Raw genomic sequence first — 22761 nt, 5'->3', positions numbered from 1 at the left:
TATGCCCAAGCCCAAGAGCTTCACCGCATGGTTGAAGACCCACGCCGATCACCGCACTGCCATTGGAGATCTCGCGCGGGACGTCTCCCATGACCCCGACTGGCCCTCAGACAAGGGACGACAGGGTCAGCTTGACTACCTGGAAGAGCGTGGCGCCATTGACGCGGCTATCGAGACGCTCGAACGTGCCTGGTCTCAATACGAGGCGTATCAGGCCGCTCAAACGGATACCTGAGCAGTCGGCGAGCCGGAACTTGTCTGGAACCTCCGAGGTCAACAAGCAACCACAGAGAACGACAGCCAGCGACCGCCCGCGCCCTGGTCAGGTACGGTGAGTCCCCCGTTGACCAGGAGGCAAAAAACGGGTGGCCGGAACCAGGGCAGGAAGAATTAAGCGCCCACGAGTAGGCCCCCTGCCCGCCGGTTTCCCACCGAGAGGGGCTTTCCGCTACCTCTGGACCTGGGTCGTCAGGGCGAGGGGGCCGTGCGCTCTCCGGGCTCCGGCTCCTGTCGCCACTCCGCTCTGGCTCCGGCGCTCTGGAGCAAAGCGACAGCGGACTGGGCCCTGTGCGCAGACAGACCCCCGAGGAGGGTGACGGGCGCGTGGCGCGCCTGCGCGCGGCTGTGCCACAAGCTCTGCCCGGTCACCTTGCGCACGGCCAGAATCACCTCCATCTCCCGGTGCCCACAGTCGACAAGAACCACCTCGTGGGACGGATCGTCGCAGAGCAGCGTGTAGTACTCGGCGGGCTCTCTGCCGGACATCTCACCCTCCTGCCTTACCTATGAGTGTTAAAGGGGGGGGGGCAAGACGGGGCGAAGTACCGTCGACCGGGGCAGAACAGGTAGTCACCTGATCATGACGCCACTGGCATCCCGCTTGCCGCGACACGGACTGGCGGCAACTGTAATGACGTCACGCAGTCCGTCCCAACGCTGGAAGCAGTTCAGCCCGTACGTGGCAAGCGCCGCCGACCGCGATGCCGCTCGGACGCCGTGCTCGCCGACCGCGGTCGCGGCTATCAACACGACAAGTACCGCCGTCTCGCCCTCGACCTAGGCGTGAAGCCAGTCGTCGCCGGACGCGGCACCGAGCATGGTTCGGGGTTCGGGACCGAACGCCGGGTGGTGGAACCGGCGTTGTCCACCTGCACTGCTCCGTCGGCGGCGGATCGTAGGGAGATTCGCGATGACATTCACGAGGCGTTCTCGACCTTGGCTTGTGCGCTGATCTGGCGGCGCCGACTCAGACAGTTCAGCGCCGCCACTCCTAGGCACCAGGGGAGGTCTGCGCAACCTCCTGAGGCCACTTAGCACGGACACGCCACAGTCGTTCGTAGTGGTCATCGACCCAGCCGTCGGCCAAACGTAGCGGGACACACACCGATGCCCCAGACGCGGCTACGTCCTCCACCGCAACAACGACGACCCCGTCCTGATCGGTCGACTCGAGCCGGATCTCGGGGTTACGTCCGTCATCCATCCAGGCGGCATCCCGCCCGGCGGCGACCTCGCCAAGCGCCTCGGACCAGCCGTCCAGGTCGTCCGGGGCCAGACACACCTCCAGGCGTCCCTGGGCAAAACCGCTCGTGACGATGATCTCCGCGTCGAGGAAGTCGGGCAGCGTCAGCACCCCAGGCATCGTGCGGCCCAATACCCGAACCACAAAGCTGCTCTCCTCGTCGGCCAAGCGGATGAGGTCCCCAGCACTACCCGCGTCCATCCCGCTCCTCACACTCACATCGACGGGCTCATGATGCCTGCACATCCGCACTCGACCTGTAGTGGGGCATTGCGGCAACAACCCGGCTCATCAAGATCACCGAAAAACCAAGGGCAAGAGGACACCTCAGGTTGCGTCGCGGGGCGGATCCGGCAGGTTGTGCCAGGCGTGACCACATCCGCCGGCGCAGCGCAGCGCCCGCCTGCGGGTGTCGGTGATGCTGAAAAGGGCGACGAGCAGGCGGCCGCGCCCGACGGCGTCGGTGCGGTTCTGGGCCTGGCCGACGGGGAGACGGTGTGCGTGCGGCGCCGACGCTTCGTCCTGGACGGTAAGCCGTGCTGCTCGCGACGAGCTACCTGCCCACGTCATTGGTCACTGGGTCCGCGATCACGCAGGAGGACACCGGGGCTGGTGGGACGTACGCCAGGCTCGCCGAACTCGGCTACAAGCCGGTGCACTTCCGTGAAGAGGTCCGCTCCCGCATGCCGTCGCAGGACGAGGCGGCCCAGCTGGCCATGTCCGCGGGCACCCCGGTCATGCTCATCTGCCGCACCGCGTTCACGGACGAAGACCGCCCGGTCGAGATCAACGAAATGACGCTGGACGCCGCCTCGTACATCCTGGAGTACGACTTCGACGCCTGAGCCCTGGGTGCCCGCGACTGGAAGAGAGCGCCTCAGCCGACCGTAGCCACGGTCACGGTGTCCGTGGCCCCCGGTGCGCGGTCGGCTCTGGCAGGTCATCCGCTGGCCATCGACGAAGCCCGACCGTCGGTTAGGTCCCGGACGAATCTCCGGGCCGCCCCCAGACAGGCCGGGGATGCAACCATTCCTCACAGAGCTGGAACCCTCGGAAGCCGACCGCGCGCTTGAGAGATTAAGGGCCGCCACTGCCAACGTGCGTGTGGCTGCTACCCGTTGCAGGTCCCGGCGTCCTGGGCACCGGGATCGGCCTCGTTGGCAACCGCGTACCCGGGCACCGACGGCCACCGCACCGTCAGGACGACGGACTCCTCCTCCGCGTACCAGGAATGGTCGACGCCCCTGCCCCACACGACGTAGTCGCCCTGCTCGGACAGGACGACGCTGCGGCCGGGGAAGTCCACCCGGAAGCGGCCGCTGATCAGGACCTGCAAGGCGGTGCGGTCTTCGCCGGTGACCCAGTGGGCGCGCTCGTCCCCCTTGGGGTGGACGCCCCACTTGATCTCCACGTCCTCGCTGTGCCGGGGGTCGGAGGCGTCCTTGAAGTGCCCCAGCAGCCAGCCCCGGTCCAGTGCCGCGTCCTTGCCCGCGTTGCCCACGTACACGCTGTCCGTCATGGTCCCGGAAGCTAGCAGGGAAAATCCGTAGCCCAGGTCCGCCTCTCCAGATACGGTCACCACCGCGTTCGTACCCGTGCTTCCCAGGCTGAGAGCAGGTTTCGTTCATGGCGTGTCGGATCAGTGAGCTCGTGCTCGGTTGTCGGGACCCCGAGGTGCTGGCGCGGTTCTGGTGCGAGGTGCTGGACTTCGTCGTGCTGGACCGTGAGGGGAACGAGTTCTTCGAGATCGGGCCGCGGGAAGGGTTCGGCGGGCCGCAGCCGACGATCATCCTCAGTCGCCGGGACGAGCCGGAGCCCGGCAAGACCCGGCTGCACATCGACGTCAACGCCACCGACCGGGATCAGGACGCCGAGCTGGAGCGACTCCTGAAGCTCGGGGCGCGGCGGGCCGACATCGGGCAGACCGGCGAGGAGTCGTGGCATGTCCTCGCCGATCCCGAGGGTAATGAGTTCTGCCTGCTCAGGGCACGGCTCAATCCTCTCTGAGCATCCGGAAACTCAGGCCGGTTCCACCGGGAGCCACAGTTCCGTCGTCGCCGTCGTGAAGTCGTCCGCCCGGTCCAGGACCGAGACGATCGACGGGCCGGGGCGCAGGCGCCACGGGTTGGAGGGGAACCACTCGGCCGCGGTGGCCGCCCAGGTGGTCTGGAGGGCGTCCGGGTAGGGGCCCGAGCTGCGGAAGACCGCCCACGTGCCGGCCGGTACCTCGATGGCGTCGAGGTCCTCGGGGGCCGGGGTGTCGGCGGTGACGGCCACGCCGTGGAGGTAGGTCAGTTCGGTGTCCTCCGCACTGTCCTGGGCCACGTCGTCGCTGACCTGGAGCAGGCCGGCCGGTTCCGTGTCGCCGAGGGACTTCAGGCGGGCGTGGGCCTCCTGGGGGAGTGCGGCGATGTGCTGCTGGATGTGCGGGTTGACGCCCTCGTGGATGAGCGGGACGCGGGTCGCGTGTCCGATCAGGCGGAAGGCGGGGCGGTCGGCGAAACGGGTGTCCATGGAGGTGCTCCCTTCGACGGTCAGGCGGAACCTGAGCTGCGGTTGTGACCGAAGGGGGCCTCCCGCGCGGCGGACATCGCGCGGGGCGGAGCCGTGCACCGACCGGAACGCGCGTCCGAACGCCTCCGTGGAGCCGTAGCCGTACCGCACGGCGATGTCCAGCAGGTCGTCCCCGCCCCGTACGACGTCGGCGGCGGCGACGGTCATGCGGCGCCGGCGGACGTACTCCGACAGCGGCATGCCCGCCAGCGACGAGAACATCCGGCGCAGGTGGTACTCGGTCGTGCCGAGCGTCGCGGCCAGCGCGGGGACGTCCGGTTCCTCGCCGAGGTGCTCCTCGACCAGGTCGACGAGCCGGTTCAGTGCCGAGATCATGAGGCCTCCCTTCGGCATCCACCGTCGCAGGGGGCGCCCCTGCCGCACCCGATCGCTGCGGTCCGGTTCGGTCAGGCGGGCGGCGACACCGGGGGCTGGTCCGGCCACGTGAAGGCGTACCCAGGGTCGCCGCCGCGGGCCAGGCGTACGTAGCGGAGCAGCTCGCGGACGATGCCCGCGTTGCCCATCGCCCAGCCGGGCCGGGGTTCCAGCTCGGACGGGGTGGACCGGAAGTCGACGTTGGACCAGCGGGCGCCCTCGCCGTCCCGGATCGCGCGGGCGGTCAGGTCCGCGACCAGGACGTCGGCGAAGTCGAAGGCGTCGCGCTGCTCGGCGATCCGGTCGCAGGCCAGGGCCAGGACGCCCGCGGTGCCGCAGCAGCGGCCGTTGTTGTCCCAGAAGCCGGGGCGCAGCCGCCGGGGGAGGCCGGAGTGGGTGACCGTGTGCCAGCAGCGGTCCGCCAGGGCGGTCCAGGCGGGGTCGGCGGTGATGTCCCGCAGGGTGCGGAAGAGCTGGGCGTCGCCGGACGGGCCGTGGCACCAGCCGTAGCTGACCGGGTCGATCAGGTCCGGGAGGAACTGCGGGGTGGAGTGCGGGGCCAGGAAGCCCTCGGGCCCCGCGGAGTCCCTGGCCACGACGTCGGCCGCGGCGGACAGCGCCAGGTCGAGCAGGTCCCCGCGGCCGGTGGCCGCACCGACCCGGGCGAGGGCCAGGGCGATGCCGAGGGTGCCGTGCGAGACGTGGTGCAGGCGGGAGTCGGTGTCCGGGCGGTGGGGCCAGTGGACGCCGTTCGCGGTCCGCTCCGCCGTCCGCAGGTACGGCTCCACGGCCAGGACGGCCAGGTCGGGGTCGCCGCACAGGAGGGCGCCCAGGCCGATGCCCGCGTTGCCGCCCATCAGCTCGAACAGCTTGCCCCAGCGGATGCCGTCGAAGCGGGAGCGGACCAGGCGCAGGGCCCGGTCAGCGGCCTCGCTCGCGGCCGGGTCGCCCAGTGCGTCGTGGACGGACCGCAGGACCAGGGCCAGCCCGGTCCGGCCGAAGTACAGGGAGTCGTCGTCCAGGTCGTCGACGCGGGCGGCCAGGTCACGGGCCGCGCGCAGGGCGGTGTCGGCGTACGCGTCGTCGCCGAAGTGCCGCCACGCCTCCAGGAGTACGGGGATGATGCCCGCCGTGCCGCTGTAGAGCATCGGTTCGACGGCGTCCTCCGACGGCTTGGCCGGCCAGGCGAGGCCGCCGTCGGGGGTCTCCCGCGCCGTCCCCGTCAGCCACCGCAGGCCGTCCACCGCGATGTCCTCGACCTCGTCGACCGCCACGACCGTGATTCCTGGTGCCGTCATGGGGTCACTCTCGCACCCGGGCGTCCCCGGCTTCCGGGCGCGTCGGGGTCAGTTCGCCGTCGTCAGGTGGGGCGTGCGGTCGTCCCGGCGTCCGCGCAGCGTCCGCCACACCGCGCCCAGGGCGAGGGACTGGACCAGGGCCGAGAGGGCGATGCCGGCGAGGAAGAACCACGTCGGGGCGTCGCCGCCCCAGGTCGCCTCGCCGAGCCAGGCCACGAAGCCGAAGGCCGGGAAGGTGAACAGGGCCGGCCAGACCCAGACGAGGGACGCGTCGGGGCCGGTCGCGAAGAGGGGCTGCGCCGCGGCGACGGCCATCGCGCCGCCGACCAGGGCGAGGTAGGCCGCCGACACGCGGTTGGCGACGGTCAGGCGGGTCAGGGTGCGTATCCGGGTGCTGCGGGTGGTCTTCGTCATCGGGTCTCGGGCTCCCCGTGCTCGTCGTCTTCGTCCGGTTTCCAGGCGTCTGGTTTCCAGGCGTCCGGCTTCCAGGCGTCCGGTTTCCTGTCTCCAGGGTCGGGCGGGAGCGGGGCCGCGACCTGAGTACCCGTACTCAAGTCGCGGCACGCGATACCTGCCGGGACGCCCCTGAGCCCGAGGGAGCCCTGCCCGGCTTATACCGACAGGGGGACTTCGTGGATCTCGTCCGCCTTGTGGCCCGCCCGTTCGTGCACGCGCTGGACCGCCTCGGCCGACGGCCCCTCGGAGAGGCAGTAGATCGTGCCGGAGGCCGGGTCCGCCCACGCCTGTTCGAAGTGGACGTTCTCGTCCTTCTCCAGGGCGAGGTCGGCCTGGTGGGCCTGGTGCAGCTGGTCCGAGGTGATGCCGTGCATCCCGCGGTGTACGTCCATGAAATGAGCCATGGTGCCTCGCACCCCCTTCAGGGTCTTTCTTCCAGGGTGCGCCCGGGTGACGGCCGGGGCGAACCCGGCCGTCACCCCACTGTTCACCGCCTGCCGCTACCGCGTCAGCCGCACTGGCAGGGGCTGCCCGACTGGCAGCCGCAGCCGCAGCCCGAGCCGCAGCCGCAGGCGGCGATCAGCGGGAGGCTGCGGATCTCGGGGGGCTGCTCGGTGGGACGTTCCTGTGCGGGGTCGGGCTTCGTGCTGGGGGAATCGGCCATGGTTCCTCCTGGAAGCGGGTGCCTGCCTGGGACCCGGGTGGGTGGCTCCATTGCACGCCCGAACGGCCGTCGCATCAACGGCGCACGGAAGCGAACGCGCGCTCCAACGCGACGTTGACGCGCGCGGGACCCGGGCCCCTCAGGCCCTTAAGCCCGCCCCGAGGCCCCCTCAGGCGCCCTCGACCTGTGTCGCCGGCTGGATGTCCGCCTGGAGGTCGTCCGCGTGCTCGCCGGTGACCAGGTAGACCACCCGCTTGGCGACCGAGACCGCGTGGTCGGCGAAGCGCTCGTAGTAGCGGCCCAGGAGGGTGACGTCGACCGCCGTCTCGATGCCGTGCTTCCAGCGGTCGTCCATCAGGTGCTGGAAGAGGGTGCGGTGCAGGAGGTCCATCGCGTCGTCGTCCTGCTCCAGCTGGAGGGCCAGGTCGACGTCCTTGGTGATGATCACCTCGGCGGCCTTCGCCATCAGGCGCTGCGCGAGCTGGCCCATCTCCAGGATGGTGGCGTGCAGGTCGTGCGGCACCGCGCGCTCCGGGTAGCGCAGCCGGGCCAGCTTGGCCACGTGCTGGGCCAGGTCGCCCGACCGCTCCAGGTCGGCCGACATCCGCAGCGACGTGACGACGATGCGCAGGTCCGTCGCCACCGGCTGCTGGCGGGCCAGCAGGGTTATCGCCCGGGCCTCCAGCTCGTGCTGGAGGGCGTCGACCTTCCGGTCCGCCTCGATGACGGCCTCCGCCAGCTTCAGGTCGGAGTCGAGGATCGCGGTCGTGGCGCGTCCGATGGCCGACCCGACCAGCCGGGCCATCTCCACCAGACCGTCGCCGATCGAATCAAGTTCCTCGTGGTACGCGTCCCGCATCAGGATTCCCTCTCGTACGTGGTGTCCGGGGGCTCGCAGACCGGCTCGCGCCCCTCGCCGTGCCCCCACGCTTACACGTTCCGGCCTGTACGCGTCCGTTTCCGGCACCCCAAATGAACCGTCCCTGGCTCCAAGGTGAACTCTGGGCGACGAGTGTTCGAGGTCGCACCCGGATGGCTGGGGCGGGACGGTTCGCCGTGCCTAACCTGGAGCCATGGACGTGAACGCGGCGGTCGCCGCAGTGGCAGCGATCGCCGGAGTACTCACCGGCGTCATCGCCGTGCTGGCGTTCCGCTGGAGCGAGCGGGAGCAGAAGCGCCCCACCCGCACCTCGCTCCACACGGACGCCGTACTGCCGCCCGGTGTCGACACCGTCCTGTCCGTACTGCGCTCCTCCGCGGTCGTCCTCGACGAGGCCGACGCGGTGGTGAAGGCCAGCTCGGCGGCGTACGCCCTCGGTCTGGTCCGGGGCGGCAAGCTCGCCGTCGAGCCGATGTTGCAGATGGCCAGGGACACCCGGCGGGACGGGGAGATACGGCAGGTCGAGCTGGACCTGCCCCGGCGGGGGAACGGGCGGGGGGAGGCCCTCGCCGTCTCCGCACGCGTCGCGCCCCTCGGGTCGCGGCTGGTGCTGCTGCTGGTCGAGGACCTCACCGAGGCCCGTCGCATCGAGGCCGTACGGCGCGACTTCGTCGCCAATGTGAGCCACGAGCTGAAGACGCCGGTGGGGGCGCTCTCGCTGCTGTCCGAGGCCGTGATGGACGCCTCCGACGACCCGGAGGCCGTGGAGCGGTTCGCCGGGCGGATGCAGATCGAGGCGACCCGGCTCACCAACCTCGTGCAGGAGCTCATCGACCTCTCCCGGGTCCAGAACGACGACCCCCTCGACGACGCCGAGCCCGTCCGGGTGGACGAGCTGGTCGCCGAGGCCATCGACCGCTGCCGGCAGGCGGCCGGCACCAAGCAGATCACCATGGCCGCCGGAGGAACGGCGGATCTGCACGTACGCGGCAACCGCGGCCAGCTCGCCGCCGCCCTCGGCAACCTCGTGGAGAACGCCGTCAACTACTCGCCGGCCCGCACCCGCGTCGGCATCGCCGCCCGCCGTGTCGCCGCCCCCGGCGGCGACCTGATCGAGATCGCCGTGACCGACCAGGGCATCGGCATCTCGGAGAAGGACAAGGAGCGCGTCTTCGAGCGCTTCTACCGCGTCGACCCGGCCCGCTCACGGGCCACCGGGGGCACCGGTCTGGGTCTCGCCATCGTCAAGCACGTGGTCGCCTCGCACGGCGGGGAGGTCACGGTGTGGAGCGCCGAAGGCCAGGGCTCCACCTTCACCCTGCGACTGCCGGAGGCGGGCCTCGCCCGCGACCGCGCGCAGCGGCGGTCCGACCGCACCGGGCTCAGCGCCGAGACCGAGCGGTCGTCCTCCTCCCCCCAGCCCCCGCATTCCCCCCACACCTCGCATGCTCCGCGTTCCTCGCACTCCCCCCATACATCCCCGTACGAAACGTTTCCCGCCCCGGAGGTCCTTCCGTGACCCGTGTGCTCGTCGTCGAGGACGAGGAGTCCTTCTCCGACGCCCTGTCGTACATGCTCCGCAAGGAGGGCTTCGAGGTCGCCATCGCGGCCACCGGCCCCGACGGACTCGACGAGTTCGAGCGCAACGGCGCCGACCTCGTGCTCCTCGACCTGATGCTGCCCGGCCTGCCGGGCACCGAGGTCTGCCGCCAGCTGCGCGGCCGCTCGAACGTTCCCGTGATCATGGTGACCGCCAAGGACAGCGAGATCGACAAGGTCGTCGGCCTGGAGATAGGGGCCGACGACTACGTCACCAAGCCCTTCTCCTCCCGCGAGCTGGTCGCCCGCATCCGTGCCGTACTGCGCCGGCGCGGCGAGCCGGAGGAGGTCGCCCCCGCCGCCCTGGAGGCCGGGCCCGTCCGCATGGACGTGGACCGGCACGTGGTGACCGTCGGCGGCACCAAGGTCGACCTGCCGCTGAAGGAGTTCGACCTGCTGGAGATGCTGCTGCGCAACGCCGGCCGCGTGCTGACCCGCATGCAGCTGATCGACCGGGTGTGGGGCGCCGACTACGTCGGTGACACCAAGACCCTCGACGTCCACGTCAAGCGGCTGCGCGCCAAGATCGAGCCCGACCCGGGCGCGCCGCGGTACCTGGTGACGGTGCGCGGGCTGGGTTACAAGTTCGAGCCGTAGGCCGGCCCACCGGCCGGGTGGCCGGGCCGGTCCGCCGGACACGCCGAAGGGCGGGACCTCACGGAGAGGTCCCGCCCTTCGGCCGTACGCCGGTGCGTCCGTACGGTGCTCAGTGGCCGGCTTCGGTGCCGGTGCCCGTGCCGGACTCGTGGGAGGCGCCGTCGGTCTCCGTCCCGGACCCGTGCGCCTCGCCGGAGGGCTCGCCGGTGCCGGCCGTCCCGCCGTCCGCCGGGGCGCCGGAGGACTCCCCGTCGGCCGGTTCGCCCGAGGTCTGCGCGGAGGCTTCCCCGGAGGGCTGCGCGGAGGCGCCCGGGGCCGCCGGGGTCTCGCTCGGGCCCCACTCGGAGAAGTAGCTCTCGGCGGGGACGACGAACGCGCGCAGGCTCACGGCGCCGGTCTCGCTGAAGTTGAAGGTGATCTTCTGCGCGTTGCCGTCCTTGATCGCCTCGCGGCTGCTGGGCAGGACGGCGGCGGCGTTGTCCTTGCCGCCGAGGACCAGGGAGCCGCCGGCCGGGACGGTCAGACCGCCCTTCTCGCCCTTGGCGGGCTTCAGCTCGGCGGACTTGCCGGTACCGGCCACGGTGACCGACTCGAGGGTCTGGTCCTTGCCGCCGCCGTTGAACAGGGTGGCGGAGACCACGGCCGGGCCGGTCGACTCCAGGTCGGGCTGGGTGATGACGACCGCGTTCTGGATCTTGATGTCACCCACGGACGTCGCGGCGTTGTCCGGCTTGATCTCCAGCGTCTGGGCGTTGTGACCGGCGCCGCACGCGGCGAGCGAGGCGATCGAGAACGCGATGGCGGCGGCGGCGAGGGCACCGCGTCGAAGGCTGCTGCTCACGGCGGCGGCAACTCCTTGGACTCGAGCGGGGTGGCGGCAACGGATAAAGCCGCCCTAAGTGGCTGTCAGCGGCCTTAGGCTACCGAGCCGTTCTCGGGCCGCCGCACCCGACCCTCCCCGAAGACATCCGGCTTCGCTCGCCAGGCGGTAGACCCCGGGCGCTCCGGCGGGCCGTTTAGCGGCGCGTACTCGTCCGACATTCAGCTATGAAGCCCTCCGCCATACAGGTCGCGGATCGGGGGCCGAAATTTCCGTGAAGGAATGCGCGGGGCGGCCGGAAATGGATCACCGGCGGCCGACCGGGACGCCTCGTGATCAATTCCGGATTCGGCCGGAACCCCGCCACGGCCCACCGAACGGAGTAGCGGAAGTCGCACGCGTGGAACCGGACATATCGGGATCTTCGGGCAGGCGGCGAGGGCTCCGGATGTGTGTGACGTGCGTGTTTCGTCCGGCCTGAAGAGCCGCTCCGACCTGCGAATTCCTTCGTCCGCCGACCCGGCGCAGCACGTTCCAGTCGTTGTTGTCAAGCCCCGAGATATGCCCTGACCTGCGAAAACGCCATTCAGAAGACGCCGTTTCCGTGTTACCCTGGATAGCCACGGAAGGGGTACCTGTCACATGACGTTCAAGGTTGGCGACACCGTGGTCTATCCCCATCACGGGGCCGCGCTGATCGAGGCTATCGAAACTCGCCAGATCAAAGGCGTGGACAAGACCTACTTGGTGCTGAAGGTCGCCCAGGGCGACCTGACGGTACGTGTGCCAGCGGACAATGCGGAGTTCGTCGGCGTGCGTGATGTGGTCGGTCAGGACGGGCTGGACCGGGTCTTCGAAGTACTGCGCGCGCCGTACGCCGAGGAGCCCACGAACTGGTCGCGTCGTTACAAGGCAAACCTGGAGAAGCTCGCCTCCGGCGACGTCATCAAGGTCGCGGAAGTCGTGCGCGATCTGTGGCGCCGGGAGCGCGAGCGCGGACTCTCCGCAGGTGAGAAGCGCATGCTCGCCAAGGCCCGCCAGATCCTGGTGAGCGAGCTCGCTCTCGCGGAGAACACCAACGAGGACAAGGCGGAGGCCCTGCTCGACGAGGTGCTCGCCTCCTGACCTGAGGCGAGGCGCAGACCGTCAGCCACTCGGTTCAGCGCACTGAAATGCCGCGGTGCCCGATGACATCCTTGCTGTCGCCGGGCGCTGCGGCATGTTCGTACCCGCACACGGTTTCCGGCATCCGGACGTCCGGATGCCGTCGATCCTCGTACGCTCATCCCGGGAGGTTTCCCCGGGTCCTGGCGTGCCGGGCCCGGGCTGCTGGCTCGACCAGGGTCACGGAAGGGTCCGGTCAAGGCATCGCGCCCGGCACGGTGAGGCCATACCCAACTAGGTCGAGCACACAAACCTGACAGGAACCGATGTCTGACGAATCGCGTCCCTCACCCGTCGAAGCGGCTGCCGAGACGCCCGCGGACCCGTCCGCCGCGGACCGTCCGCGTCCCAGGACCGCCGCCGTGATCCCGGCCGCGGGCCGGGGCGTACGGCTCGGCCCGGGCGCCCCCAAGGCCCTGCGCGCGCTGGGCGGCACGCCCATGCTCATCCACGCGGTCCGGGCGATGGCCGCCTCCCGCGGGGTCTCCCTCGTGGTGGTCGTCGCCCCGCCCGACGGCGCGGGCGAGGTCAAGAGCCTCCTCGACGCGCACGCGCTGCCCGAGCGCACGGACTTCCTCGTGGTGCCCGGCGGCGAGACGCGGCAGGAGTCCGTACGGCTCGGCCTGGACGCGCTGCCGCCCGCGTACGACATCGTCCTGGTGCACGACGCCGCCCGGCCGCTGGTGCCGGTGGACACCGTGGACGCGGTGATCGAAGCCGTACGGGAGGGCGCGCCCGCCGTGGTGCCGGCGGTGCCGCTCGCGGACACCGTCAAGCAGGTCGAGCCCGCCGCGGTGCCGGGCGAGCCGGAGCCGGTGGTGGCGACGCCCGAGCGGGCGCGGCTGCGCGCGGTGCAGACCCCGCAGGGTTTCGACCGGGCGACGCTGGTGCGGGCCCACGGGACGGTGACCGACGACGTCACCGACGACGCGAGCATGGTCGAGCAGCTCGGGCTCGCGGTGGTGGTGGTGCCGGGGCACGAGGAGGCGTTCAAGGTGACGCGCCCGCTCGACCTGGTGCTCGCCGAGGCGGTGCTGGCGCGCAGGAGGCTGAACGATGGGTTCTGAGGATCTCGGTACGGAGGGGCTCCCCCCGCTGCCGCGAGTCGGGATCGGTACGGACATCCACGCCTTCGAGGACGGGCGTGAGCTGTGGTGCGCCGGGCTGAAGTGGGAGGGCGAGGGGACCGGGCTGGCCGGGCACTCCGACGCGGACGTCGTCGCCCACGCGGCGTGCAACGCGCTGTTCTCCGCGGCGGGGGTCGGGGACCTGGGGCAGCACTTCGGCACCGGGCGGCCGGAGTGGTCCGGCGCGTCCGGGGTGACGCTGCTGACGGAGGCGGCGCGGATCGTGCGGGCGGCGGGGTTCCGGATCGGGAACGTCGCGGTGCAGGTGGTCGGGGCGCGGCCGAAGATCGGCAAGCGGCGGGACGAGGCGGAGGCGGTGCTCTCCGGGGCGGTGGGGGCGCCGGTGTCCGTGTCGGGGGCGACGACGGACGGGCTGGGGTTCCCCGGGCGGGGGGAGGGGCTGATGGCGGTGGCCACGGCGTTGGTCGTGCGGGTGCCCTAGCCGGGCGGGGGCGGGTGTGACGGGTGCCGCCGGGTGGCGTGCCGTGCGGGGCTCCGCCCCGGGCCCCGCCAGGGGCTTCGCCCCTGGACCCCGCCTGTGCCCACCCGCCGCCCGACTCGCGGGGACGGGAAGTCGCCGCAACAACCGGGTACGCGTGCCCTTGGCACTGCTCGGCGCCTACTACCCTGGACCCGTGACTATTCGCCTGTACGACACCAGCGCCCGGCAGATCCGTGACTTCGCCCCCCTCACACCGGGCTGCGTCTCGATCTACCTGTGCGGCGCCACCGTGCAGGCCGCCCCGCACATCGGGCACATCCGGTCGGGGCTGAACTTCGACATCATGCGCCGCTGGTTCGCCTACTGCGGCTACGACGTCACGTTCATCCGCAACGTCACCGACATCGACGACAAGATCATCTGGAAGGCGGAGCAGCAGAACCGCCCCTGGTGGTCCATCGGGTACGAGAACGAGCGGGCGTTCAACGACGCCTACGCCGCCCTCGGCTGCCTGCCGCCCACCTACGAGCCGCGCGCCACGGGCCACATCACCGAGATGGTCGAGATGATGCGCGGCCTCATCGAGCGCGGCCACGCCTACGAGGCCGACGGCAGCGTCTACTTCGACGTACGGTCCCTGCCGGGCTACCTGTCGCTGTCCAACCAGGACATCGACGAGCTGCGCCAGCCCTCCGGGGAGGGCGAGACCGGCAAGCGGGACCCGCGGGACTTCGCCATGTGGAAGGCGGCCAAGCCCGGGGAGCCGAGCTGGGAGACGCCGTGGGGGCGGGGGCGGCCGGGCTGGCACCTGGAGTGCTCCGCGATGGCCCACAAGTACCTGGGCGAGGAGTTCGACATCCACGGCGGCGGGATCGACCTGATCTTCCCGCACCACGAGAACGAGATCGCCCAGGCCCGCGGCTTCGGCGACGCCTTCGCCCGGTACTGGGTGCACAACGCCTGGGTCACCATGAGCGGCGAGAAGATGTCCAAGTCGCTCGGCAACAGCGTGCTGGTGAGCGAGATGGTCAAGCAGTGGCGGCCGGTCGTGCTGCGCTACTACCTCGGCACCCCGCACTACCGCTCCACCATCGAGTACAGCGAGGAGTCCCTGCGCGAGGCCGAGTCGGCGTACGCGCGGATCGAGGGCTTCGTGCAGCGCGTCACCGAGCTGGCCGGCCATGTCGTCGAGCCCGCCGCCGAGGTGCCGCCCGCCTTCGCCGAGGCGATGGACGACGACCTGGGCGTCCCGCAGGCGCTGGCGATCGTGCACACCACCGTCCGGCAGGGCAACAGCGCGCTGGCCGCCGACGACAAGGACGCGGCCGTCGCCCGGCTCGCCGAGGTGCGGGCCATGCTCGGCGTCCTCGGCCTGGACCCGCTGGACGCGCGGTGGGCGGGCGAGCAGGAGCAGGGCGAGGACCTGCGGCACGTCGTCGACAGCCTCGTACGGCTCGTGCTGGACCAGCGCGAGGCCGCGCGGGCGCGCAAGGACTGGGCCACCGCCGACGCCATCCGCGACCAGCTCGGACAGTCCGGACTGGTCATCGAGGACGGCCCGCAGGGACCCCGCTGGAGCCTCGGTTCCCGCTGACCCGGCGGGGCGGCGGGACGCGGACCCGTAGATCGATTGTGCCGCCCGGCCCTCCGGGCGGCACACTGCATAAGACGCACGTACGACGCACACTCCCGTAGAGAGCGGAGACAGGTAACTCATGGCCGCGAACAACCGCCGCATGTCCGGCAAGAAGGGCGCGCAGGTCGGCAGCGGCGGCAAGCGACGCCGGGGCCTGGAAGGCAAGGGGCCGACGCCCCCCGCCGAGATGCGCAAGGGGCACGCCAAGCAGCGCGCCGCCAACGCCAAGGCGCGCCGCACCACGGGACGCCCGCAGCCGCGGCGCGGTGGCGGCCGGTCGACGTCCGAGCTGGTCGTCGGCCGCAACCCGGTCTACGAGGCGCTGCGCGAGGGCGTACCCGCCTCCACGCTCTACGTCCAGCAGTTCATCGACAACGACGAGCGGGTGCGCGAGGCCCTCCAGCTCGCCGCCGAACGCGGTGGCATCAACCTCATGGAGGCGCCGCGTCCCGAGCTGGACCGGATGACCAACGGGCTCAACCACCAGGGGCTGGTGCTCCAGGTGCCGCCGTACGAGTACGCGCACCCCGAGGACCTGGTCGCCGCCGCCCACGACGAGGGCGTGGACCCGCTGATCGTCGCCCTCGACGGGGTGACCGACCCGCGCAACCTCGGCGCGGTCGTCCGCTCGGTCTCCGCCTTCGGCGGCCACGGCGTCGTCGTGCCCGAGCGGCGCGCGGCCGGCATGACGGCGGGCGCCTGGAAGACGTCCGCCGGTACGGCCGCCCGCACGCCGGTGGCCCGCGCCACCAACCTCACGCGGGCGCTGGAGTCGTACCAGAAGGCCGGCCTCACGGTCGTCGGTCTCGCCGCCGACGGCGAGGCCGAACTCGGCGACCTGGCGGCCCTCGACGGTCCCGTGGTCATCGTGGTCGGCAGCGAGGGCAAGGGCCTGTCGCGCCTCGTCGGCGAAACCTGCGACGTCCGGGTCCGCATCCCGATGCCGGGTGGCGCCGAGTCGCTGAACGCCGGTGTGGCGGCCGGGATCGTGCTGTACGAGGCGGCGCGCCGGCGTCCCTGAACGGGTGTTCGGCGAATAGCTCGAACGGGGCGTTCGAGGCTGTCCGGACATGCTTGACGCGGTCCGGACAGATCGGGCCGGTCAAGACAGTGTCCTAACGACACATCACTCGGTTAGATGAGTGTGGACACCAGAACACCCCGCACTCCTACGGGGGACCGCTCGTCGGGATACGACGACGCTCCCGCGCTGAGCATGGTGAAGGTGCCGAGCGATCCGGCGCAGGTCATCGTCAACCACGCGAGCTTCCGCGTGCAGTTCGGTGCCTCCGCGCGGCGGACCCAGTCCCCGCGGATCGCGCGGCACCTGAGCGCCACCCAGGACACCGCCCGCGTGCCCGCCGCCCCGGCCGCGGGCCGTCGCCGTGCCGTGGTGTGGAGCGGGCGGTCCGACCCGGACGACACCGGCGCGCACCGGCTGCTCCAGGCGGTGCGGGCGGGAGCCGGTCACCACGCCGACGACCCGGCCGCCGACCGCTCGGGCGAAGCCGGGGCCACGCAGGTCATCCCCCGGGTCGACCTCGACGGCGGCCCCCTGGACTACGACGACGGCCCGGCCACCGAGACGCTGGAGACTCCCCTCGTCGGCGCCCAGCGCGGCCCCGTCCCCGACGGCACCCGGCTGCTGCCCGCGATGCGCACCGTGGGCAGCGCCTACGACGAGCCGGCCTACGACGGGTCCGGCTACGGCCCGGAGGACTTCGGCACCGGGAGCGACGGCTACGACGACGGCTACGACCCCGACGACGACCCGGACCAGGGCGAGCGGCGCCGCAGGCGCCGCGACGATCCGGCGCGGCACGCCTACTTCCCCGGCCGCCGGATGAACCTCGGCGTCGTCCTGCTGCCCCTGCGCGTCTTCCTCGGTTTCATCTCCATCTACGCCGGCATGGGCAAGCTCTGCGACCCCGTCTACTTCGACGGCGGCGAACGCGGCTCCATGGTCAAGTGGCTCAACACCCTGCACCCCTGGGACGTCGCCGAGCCGCTGCGCCAGTTCGCCCTCGCCCACCCCGTGGGCGCCGGGCTGGTCATCGCCTTCCTCCAGGTGCTGGTGGGCGTCCTGACCGTCCTCGGCTGCTGGCAGCGCGTGGCAGCCGTCATCGGCGCCGGCCTGTCCGCCGCGCTCCTGGTCACCGTCAGCTGGAAGAGCGTCCCGGTCTACGACGCGCCCGACATCATCTACCTCGCCGCCTGGTCCCCGCTGATCATCGCCGGGGCGCCCGTCTACTCCGTGGACGGCCGGCTCGCGGGCAGCGCCTGGCGCCGGCTCGGCCCCCGCTCCGACATCTGGGACCTGCGCCGCTACGTGCTGCGCCGCGGCGCCGTCATCACCTTCCTGGTCGCCGGTGTCACCCTCCTCGTCGGCTCCGTCCTCGGCGGTGCCGTCCGGGACGCCGACCGCGTGGTGGTCCCCGGGCCCGGCGAGGCCCCGCGCAACGAGCTGCCCGGCTCCCCGCTCCCGCGGGACCCCGGCACCCGCGAGCCGAAGACCTCCTCCCCGGAAGCCTCCGCGTCCCCCACCCAGGGCGCCACCGAGGGCGCGTCCGCCCCCGCCGAGGACTCCGCGACCACCCCGGGCGCGACCCGCGACAGCAGCGGCACCTCCACCGGCGGCGGCGGTATGCCGAGCCAGACCCAGGGCACCACGGGCGGCCAGGCCCCGCCGCGGCAGTCCGCCCCGGCCGGCCAGGCGCCGAGCACCACGGCCGGACCGACCGCGGGCGGCACCACGACCGGCGGCAACGGCGGTTCCACCGGCGGCGGCACCGGCAGCGGTGACGGCGGCGGCTCGTCGTCCACCGGAGAGCCCGGCGGCCGTCTGGTGGGCGGCCTCCTGGGCTAGCGGCCCCCGCCCCCGACGCAGTAGTACGGCAGCAGGGCCCCGCACACGAGGTGCGGGGCCCTGCTGCCGTATCGCGTGCCTGCGGGGCCTCAGCGGCCCGCCAGGGCCGCCAGTTCCCGGGCCGCCTCGGTCAGGTCCTTCGCGGTGTCGATCGCGCGCCAGTAGGAGCCCTGGGGGATCGGGAAGCCGGCCAGGCGGCGTTCGCGCGCCAGGCGGGGGAAGGTGGTGCGCTCGTGGTCACCGCGCTCCGGGAGCATCGCGGCGAACTCCGGCGAGAAGACGTACACGCCCGCGTTGATCTCGAAGGTCGACGGCGGCGCCTCGATGAAGTCGGTGATGTGGCCGAAGCCGTCCGTCTGGACGGCGCCCCACGGCAGCCGCGGGCGGGCCAGGGCGAGGGTCGCGACGGCGTCCCGCTCGGCGTGGAAGTCCGCCATGTCGCGCAGCGAGAAACGGGTCCAGATGTCGCCGTTGGTGGCGTACCAGGGCCGGTCCGGGTGCGGGAGGTGGGCGGCGGCGTACCGGAGGCCGCCACCGCGGCCCAGCGGCTCGGTCTCCACGACGGTGGTGACGGAGAGCGGCAGGTCGGCGCTCTTCAGCCAGTCCTGCAACACCTCGGCCAGATGACCGCAGGAGACCACGACGTCGGTGACGCCCTCCTCGGCGAGCCAGGCGAGCTGATGGCCGATGATCGGAGTCCCGGTGCCCGGGATCTCGACCATCGGCTTGGGCCGGTCGTCGGTGTAGGGGCGCAGCCGGGAACCCTGTCCGCCGGCCAGGACGACGGCTTGAACGGGGCGGCGGGACGCGGCGCTCGGATCGGTCATGCCCGAACTGTACGCGGCGCCCCGCCGGCCTTTGCAGGGCGCTCAGCCGTGCGCGGCCAGCACGCCCGAGGCGAAGGCGGTGTCGCAGACCGGGCGGGCGTACGACTGGGCGCGCGTCGGGCCGTAGACCTTCACCGCGGCGCGGCCGAGGGCGCGGGCGATGGTCGCGCAGTGGTCGGCCAGCGACGGGCGCTCGTTCACCGCCTGCTGGAGGTGGGTGAGGGCGACGCCCGGGTCCTCCTCCTGCAACTCGGTCAGCAGCCGGTCGCGCAGCACCTCGTGCGGGGCGCGGGCGGTGCGGGCGGAGGAGGCCTTGGCGGCGGACGCCTCGGACGCGGCGAGCACCGAGTCCGAGGGGTCCCCGGACCAGTTGACGCGGGTGACCGCGAGAGTCCCGGAGAGCACCAGGACGACGGGCAGGACGAAGGCGAGAGAGCGGCCGATCCGGCGGGCGGGGCCCCGGCCGCGTCGCGTCTGTCGGGTGGTGGAGTGCTTCACGGAGTGCTTCACGCGAGTGAGGGTAGCGCCCGGTAATGATTTGGCGACATTTAGTCACCCCTTCGGGGGATGAGGAGAGCGCTTCGGCGGGGTAGTGGGTTGACGAACACGGGTCGAAACGTCCGGTGTGCCGGGGTATTTGTCGACAACGAAAAGAGCCCCGCAGCAGGCCGCGGGGCTCTTTTCGGCGACCGGGTGAAAATCACCCGGTCGCGTGGTTTCTCTCAGTCGGTGAGGCGCTCGCCGGTGGAGGACGAGAAGACGTGCGTCTCGCCCGGACGCGGCACGACGTGGACGGTCGCGCCCTTCTCCGGCACCGCGCGGCTGCTGACGCGGACCACGAGGTCCTTCGTCTCGCCGCCGACCTCGACCGTGCCGTAGACGTAGCCGTCGGCGCCGGTCTCCTCCACGACGTTCACCGTGACCGCGAGACCGGCCGGGGCGTCGGCCGAGTCCTTCGACAGGGTCTTGGCGGTGCCGCCGTTCAGCTCCACCACGTCGAAGTGCTCCGGGCGGACGCCGACGGTGACCGTGCGGTCGCCCTTGTCGGAGGCGGCCTTCAGGGCGTCGCGGTTGACCGGGACGACGCTGTTGCCGAACTTCACGCCGCCGTCGGTGATCGGGACCTCGACCAGGTTCATGGCCGGGGAGCCGATGAAGCCGGCGACGAAGAGGTTGGCGGGCCTGTCGTACATGTTCCGCGGGGTGTCGACCTGCTGGAGCAGACCGTCCTTGAGGACCGCCACGCGGTCGCCCATCGTCATGGCCTCGACCTGGTCGTGGGTGACGTAGACGGTGGTGATGCCCAGGCGGCGCTGGAGCGAGGCGATCTGCGTACGGGTGGAGACACGGAGCTTGGCGTCCAGGTTGGACAGCGGCTCGTCCATGAGGAACACCTGCGGCTCACGCACGATCGCGCGGCCCATCGCCACCCGCTGGCGCTGACCGCCGGAGAGCGCCTTCGGCTTGCGGTCCAGGTACTCGGTGAGGTCGAGGATCTTCGCGGCCTCCTCGACCTTCTGCCGGATCTCCGCCTTGTTGACGCCGGCGATCTTCAGGGCGAAGCCCATGTTGTCGGCGACCGACATGTGCGGGTACAGCGCGTAGTTCTGGAACACCATGGCGATGTCCCGGTCCTTGGGCGGCAGGTGCGTCACGTCGCGGTCGCCGATGCGGATGGCGCCGCCGTTCACGTCCTCGAGCCCCGCGAGCATCCGGAGCGAGGTGGACTTGCCACAACCGGACGGGCCGACCAGGACGAGGAACTCGCCGTCCGCGATGTCGATGTCGAGACCGTCGACGGCGGGCTTCGTGGAACCCGGGTACACGCGGGTCGCCTTGTCGAACGTAACAGTGGCCATGGTGAAGGGCCCCCTTCTACCGGCAGGAACGTGCCGGACGATCCGTTGTAGGAAGGTGGTGGTGTAGTCCACACGGGTGAAGCTGAGCAGGACGGTACCCGGCGTTCACCTGATCTGTCAGTAGCTGGGGGTCGGTGAATTCCGCCGAAACTTTCGCATCCCATCGTTCACCGGCTCTGTGTACAGTGGAGCAGCCTGCGCGCGCCCGCCGCGCGCGTGCCTCCTTAGCTCAGCTGGTCAGAGCGCCGCTCTTGTAAAGCGAAGGTCGTCGGTTCGAATCCGACAGGGGGCTCCGCACCCGCCGACGCCCCCGCGATCCGTGATCGCGGGGGCGTCGGCGTTCGGTTCCGGTTACTTGCCCTCGGACAGGGGTTCCGCCTTGCAGACCGTGCCGGGCTTCGGGAGGGTGCCGTTCAGCAGGTAGGCGTCGACGGTGTCCTGGACGCAGGGGTTGCCGCTGTCGTAGGCGCCGTGGCCCTCGCCCTGGTACGTCAGCTCGACGCCCACCTTCTCGCCCAGGCGCTCCGCCATGCGGGCGGCGCCCTCGTACGGGGTGGCGGGGTCGCCGGTGTTGCCGACGAGCAGGACGGGGGGTGCGCCCGGGGCGCCGACCTCGGGGTGCCGGGCGGCTCCGGGGACCGGCCAGCCGGTGCAGGACAGGGCGCTCCAGGCGAGGCCGGGGCCGAAGAGGGGGGAGGCGGCGACGAAGTCCGGCAGGCGGGAGCGGACGTCCGCGACGGTGTAGCGGCTGCTGGAGTCGTCGCAGGTGATGGCCCGGAAGGCGTCGTCCTCGTTGCTCTCCTCGTCACGCGGGTCGTCGGTGCCGTCGTCGTCGCTGTCACCGCCCGCGCCGTGCTGGCCGAGGGCTTCGGCCAGGTCCTGGAGGACCTCGCCGTTGTCGTCGGCCGCGGCTTCCAGGCCGACGCGCAGCGCGGGCCAGTACTCCTGCCGGTAGAGCGCGCCGGTGATGGCGTCGACGAGGGCGTCGCCGTCGAGTGCGCCGCCGTCGGAGGTGGTCAGGGGGGTGTCGTCGAGGGCCGCTTCGAGGCCGACGGTGAGGTCCACGATGTCCTCGGCGTCGTCGCCGAGTGCGCAGCCCTGCCGGGCGCACCAGGCGGCGAAGTGCTCGAAGGCGAGCTGGAATCCGCCGGCCTGGGCGAGGGCCTCCTCGAGCTGGTCGTGGGTGGGGTCGACGACCCCGTCGAGTACGGCGCGGCCGACGCGCTCGGGGAACAAGTGGGCGTAGACGCCGCCGAGTTCGGTGCCGTAGGAGATGCCGAAGTAGTGGAGTTCGTCGTCGCCGAGGACCTGGCGCAGGAGGTCCATGTCCTGGGCGGCCTGGGTGGTGCCGACGTAGGGGAGGACGTCGCCGGAGTTCTTCTCGCAGGCGGCTGCCGTCGCCCGGTTGAACCGGAGGAGCGCGTCGGTCTCGTCGGCGCCGTCGTCCGGGATGTTGTCGATCTCGTCCTCGTCGGGGAGGCCGGCGTCCAGGCAGCGCACGCCCTCGCTGGCGCCGACGCCGCGGGGGTCGAAGCTGACGAGGTCGTAGCGGGTGCGGAGCCTCTCGTAGTCGGGGGCGAGACCGGGGAGGGTGGCGACTCCGGAGCCGCCGGGGCCGCCGAAGTTGAAGAGCAGGGAGCCGATCCGGTCGTCCGGGGCGCCGCTGGTGCGGGCGCGGATCAGCGCGAGGTCCATGGTCTCGCCGGAGGGGTTCTTCCAGTCCAACGGCGTGCGCAGGGTGGCGCATTGCCACCGGGTGCCGTCGGGGAGGGCGCCGGGGGCCTCGCCGCCGCCCTGGACGGGGGCGGGGGCGGGGCAGTCCCGCCAGGCCGGGGTCTGCTCGCGGAGGTCGGTCAGGGCCTGGGCGTCGGTCGTGGCGCCGCCGGTGTCGCGGTGCCGTTCGCCGTCCCGGGCCGCGGGCGCGCAGGCCGCCAGGGAGGAGGCGAGCAGGGTGGCCGTGGACAGCAGGACGGCGGTGGATATCGCTCGTGCTGGGGGCATGGCCTCAGCCTCCGGTGGCCCGGAGGGCGGCGCATGGTGTGGCGTCCGTTCGGGTGGGGGCCCCGCCGGTGGGTG

General features: G+C 71.8%; 26 protein-coding genes, 1 tRNA gene and 1 pseudogene. 13 read left to right on the top strand and 15 right to left on the bottom strand.

Annotation, left to right across the window (positions count from 1 at the left end):
• Position 1 precedes the first annotated feature (1 nt).
• Positions 2-235: a YozE family protein gene (locus tag ACIRGB_RS16495; protein WP_403864581.1), complete on the top strand. Its 234-nt coding sequence runs from the start codon at positions 2-4 to the stop codon at positions 233-235.
• 233 nt (positions 236-468) lie between these two features.
• Here ACIRGB_RS16495 and ACIRGB_RS16490 read toward each other — a convergent pair whose 3' ends face one another.
• Positions 469-765: a ribosomal protein L7/L12 gene (locus ACIRGB_RS16490; RefSeq protein WP_403864578.1), complete on the bottom strand. Its 297-nt coding sequence runs from the start codon at positions 763-765 to the stop codon at positions 469-471.
• A 108-nt stretch (positions 766-873) separates the two neighbouring features.
• On the opposite strand from ACIRGB_RS16490, the gene ACIRGB_RS16485 reads away from it, so the two are divergent.
• A complete protein-coding gene (locus ACIRGB_RS16485; protein WP_403864906.1) occupies positions 874-1314 on the top strand; it encodes a hypothetical protein in 441 nt (146 codons plus the stop codon).
• Here the strand turns inward: ACIRGB_RS16485 and ACIRGB_RS16480 are convergent.
• Positions 1271-1690: a DUF5959 family protein gene (locus tag ACIRGB_RS16480; RefSeq protein ID WP_403864576.1), complete on the bottom strand. Its 420-nt coding sequence runs from the start codon at positions 1688-1690 to the stop codon at positions 1271-1273. The genes ACIRGB_RS16485 and ACIRGB_RS16480 overlap by 44 nt on opposite strands.
• A gap of 159 nt (positions 1691-1849) precedes the next feature.
• Entirely contained in the window at positions 1850-1942 is a 93-nt protein-coding gene (locus ACIRGB_RS16475) for a hypothetical protein (protein WP_403864903.1), read from the bottom strand.
• An 18-nt stretch (positions 1943-1960) separates the two neighbouring features.
• On the opposite strand from ACIRGB_RS16475, the pseudogene ACIRGB_RS16470 reads away from it, so the two are divergent.
• A pseudogene (locus ACIRGB_RS16470) lies at positions 1961-2367 on the top strand (GntR family transcriptional regulator); the annotation flags it as partial.
• A gap of 266 nt (positions 2368-2633) precedes the next feature.
• On the opposite strand, the gene ACIRGB_RS16465 reads toward ACIRGB_RS16470, so the two are convergent.
• Positions 2634-3041, bottom strand: coding sequence for a signal peptidase I (locus ACIRGB_RS16465; protein ID WP_403864573.1), 408 nt, complete (start codon positions 3039-3041; stop codon positions 2634-2636).
• Between the two features lie 107 nt (positions 3042-3148).
• On the opposite strand from ACIRGB_RS16465, the gene ACIRGB_RS16460 reads away from it, so the two are divergent.
• A complete protein-coding gene (locus tag ACIRGB_RS16460) occupies positions 3149-3529 on the top strand; it encodes a VOC family protein (RefSeq protein WP_403864570.1) in 381 nt (126 codons plus the stop codon).
• 12 nt (positions 3530-3541) lie between these two features.
• Here ACIRGB_RS16460 and ACIRGB_RS16455 read toward each other — a convergent pair whose 3' ends face one another.
• The 6 genes from ACIRGB_RS16455 to phoU form a co-directional block, all read right to left on the bottom strand.
• Positions 3542-4411 carry a GyrI-like domain-containing protein gene (locus ACIRGB_RS16455; protein ID WP_403864567.1) on the bottom strand — a complete coding sequence of 290 codons (870 nt, stop codon included), beginning with the start codon at positions 4409-4411 and terminating at the stop codon, positions 3542-3544.
• A gap of 71 nt (positions 4412-4482) precedes the next feature.
• The gene (locus ACIRGB_RS16450; RefSeq protein ID WP_403864564.1) at positions 4483-5748 is read right to left on the bottom strand and encodes a lanthionine synthetase LanC family protein; all 1266 of its coding nucleotides are present in this window, start codon (positions 5746-5748) and stop codon (positions 4483-4485) included.
• Between the two features lie 48 nt (positions 5749-5796).
• Entirely contained in the window at positions 5797-6162 is a 366-nt protein-coding gene (locus ACIRGB_RS16445; RefSeq protein WP_403864561.1) for an SCO4225 family membrane protein, read from the bottom strand.
• A 197-nt stretch (positions 6163-6359) separates the two neighbouring features.
• Positions 6360-6608 (bottom strand): SCO4226 family nickel-binding protein, encoded by a 249-nt coding sequence (locus ACIRGB_RS16440; protein WP_403864558.1) that lies wholly within the window; start codon positions 6606-6608, stop codon positions 6360-6362.
• Between the two features lie 104 nt (positions 6609-6712).
• Positions 6713-6868, bottom strand: coding sequence for a hypothetical protein (locus tag ACIRGB_RS16435; RefSeq protein ID WP_164419559.1), 156 nt, complete (start codon positions 6866-6868; stop codon positions 6713-6715).
• A 169-nt stretch (positions 6869-7037) separates the two neighbouring features.
• Positions 7038-7727 (bottom strand): phosphate signaling complex protein PhoU, encoded by a 690-nt coding sequence (gene phoU, locus ACIRGB_RS16430; RefSeq protein WP_403864555.1) that lies wholly within the window; start codon positions 7725-7727, stop codon positions 7038-7040.
• A gap of 214 nt (positions 7728-7941) precedes the next feature.
• On the opposite strand from phoU, the gene ACIRGB_RS16425 reads away from it, so the two are divergent.
• On the top strand, positions 7942-9267 hold the full coding sequence (locus tag ACIRGB_RS16425; protein WP_403864553.1) for a sensor histidine kinase: 1326 nt from the start codon (positions 7942-7944) through the stop codon (positions 9265-9267).
• Positions 9264-9944: a response regulator transcription factor gene (locus ACIRGB_RS16420; protein ID WP_076975481.1), complete on the top strand. Its 681-nt coding sequence runs from the start codon at positions 9264-9266 to the stop codon at positions 9942-9944. Before ACIRGB_RS16425 ends, ACIRGB_RS16420 begins: the two co-directional genes overlap by 4 nt.
• Positions 9945-10053: 109 nt before the next feature.
• On the opposite strand, the gene ACIRGB_RS16415 is transcribed toward ACIRGB_RS16420, so the two are convergent.
• Complete coding sequence (locus ACIRGB_RS16415; protein ID WP_403864550.1) at positions 10054-10785, bottom strand: DUF461 domain-containing protein; 732 nt, start codon at positions 10783-10785, stop codon at positions 10054-10056.
• A gap of 621 nt (positions 10786-11406) precedes the next feature.
• Here ACIRGB_RS16415 and ACIRGB_RS16410 point away from each other — a divergent pair.
• From ACIRGB_RS16410 to ACIRGB_RS16385, 6 genes are all read left to right on the top strand, one after another.
• A complete protein-coding gene (locus ACIRGB_RS16410) occupies positions 11407-11889 on the top strand; it encodes a CarD family transcriptional regulator (RefSeq protein ID WP_003953493.1) in 483 nt (160 codons plus the stop codon).
• A 305-nt stretch (positions 11890-12194) separates the two neighbouring features.
• Entirely contained in the window at positions 12195-12995 is an 801-nt protein-coding gene (gene ispD, locus ACIRGB_RS16405) for a 2-C-methyl-D-erythritol 4-phosphate cytidylyltransferase (RefSeq protein ID WP_403864547.1), read from the top strand.
• The gene (gene ispF, locus ACIRGB_RS16400) at positions 12985-13497 is read left to right on the top strand and encodes a 2-C-methyl-D-erythritol 2,4-cyclodiphosphate synthase (protein WP_403864544.1); all 513 of its coding nucleotides are present in this window, start codon (positions 12985-12987) and stop codon (positions 13495-13497) included. Before ispD ends, ispF begins: the two co-directional genes overlap by 11 nt.
• Positions 13498-13690: 193 nt before the next feature.
• Positions 13691-15091: a cysteine--tRNA ligase gene (gene cysS / locus ACIRGB_RS16395; protein WP_403864541.1), complete on the top strand. Its 1401-nt coding sequence runs from the start codon at positions 13691-13693 to the stop codon at positions 15089-15091.
• A gap of 121 nt (positions 15092-15212) precedes the next feature.
• Positions 15213-16154, top strand: a complete 942-nt coding sequence (gene rlmB, locus ACIRGB_RS16390; protein ID WP_403864538.1) for a 23S rRNA (guanosine(2251)-2'-O)-methyltransferase RlmB — start codon at positions 15213-15215, stop codon at positions 16152-16154.
• A 117-nt stretch (positions 16155-16271) separates the two neighbouring features.
• Positions 16272-17999 carry a DoxX family protein gene (locus ACIRGB_RS16385; RefSeq protein WP_403864535.1) on the top strand — a complete coding sequence of 576 codons (1728 nt, stop codon included), beginning with the start codon at positions 16272-16274 and terminating at the stop codon, positions 17997-17999.
• A gap of 89 nt (positions 18000-18088) precedes the next feature.
• Here ACIRGB_RS16385 and ACIRGB_RS16380 read toward each other — a convergent pair whose 3' ends face one another.
• The 3 genes from ACIRGB_RS16380 to msiK form a co-directional block, all read right to left on the bottom strand.
• Entirely contained in the window at positions 18089-18826 is a 738-nt protein-coding gene (locus ACIRGB_RS16380; protein WP_403864532.1) for an NDP-sugar synthase, read from the bottom strand.
• 42 nt (positions 18827-18868) lie between these two features.
• Positions 18869-19324: a hypothetical protein gene (locus tag ACIRGB_RS16375; RefSeq protein ID WP_403864899.1), complete on the bottom strand. Its 456-nt coding sequence runs from the start codon at positions 19322-19324 to the stop codon at positions 18869-18871.
• A gap of 224 nt (positions 19325-19548) precedes the next feature.
• Positions 19549-20685 carry a diacetylchitobiose ABC transporter ATP-binding protein MsiK gene (msiK, locus tag ACIRGB_RS16370; protein WP_403864529.1) on the bottom strand — a complete coding sequence of 379 codons (1137 nt, stop codon included), beginning with the start codon at positions 20683-20685 and terminating at the stop codon, positions 19549-19551.
• A 218-nt stretch (positions 20686-20903) separates the two neighbouring features.
• Between msiK and ACIRGB_RS16365 the strand changes: the two genes are divergently transcribed.
• Positions 20904-20977, top strand: a tRNA-Thr gene (locus ACIRGB_RS16365).
• A 59-nt stretch (positions 20978-21036) separates the two neighbouring features.
• Here ACIRGB_RS16365 and ACIRGB_RS16360 read toward each other — a convergent pair.
• A complete protein-coding gene (locus ACIRGB_RS16360) occupies positions 21037-22686 on the bottom strand; it encodes an alpha/beta hydrolase (protein ID WP_403864526.1) in 1650 nt (549 codons plus the stop codon).
• Positions 22687-22761 lie beyond the last annotated feature (75 nt).

Origin of the sequence: Streptomyces sp. NPDC102490 (assembly GCF_044765285.1) — a bacterium.
GTDB lineage: Bacteria > Actinomycetota > Actinomycetes > Streptomycetales > Streptomycetaceae > Streptomyces.
Note: the sequence above shows the minus strand (reverse complement) of the source record. Positions and strands in the feature narration are given on the sequence as shown.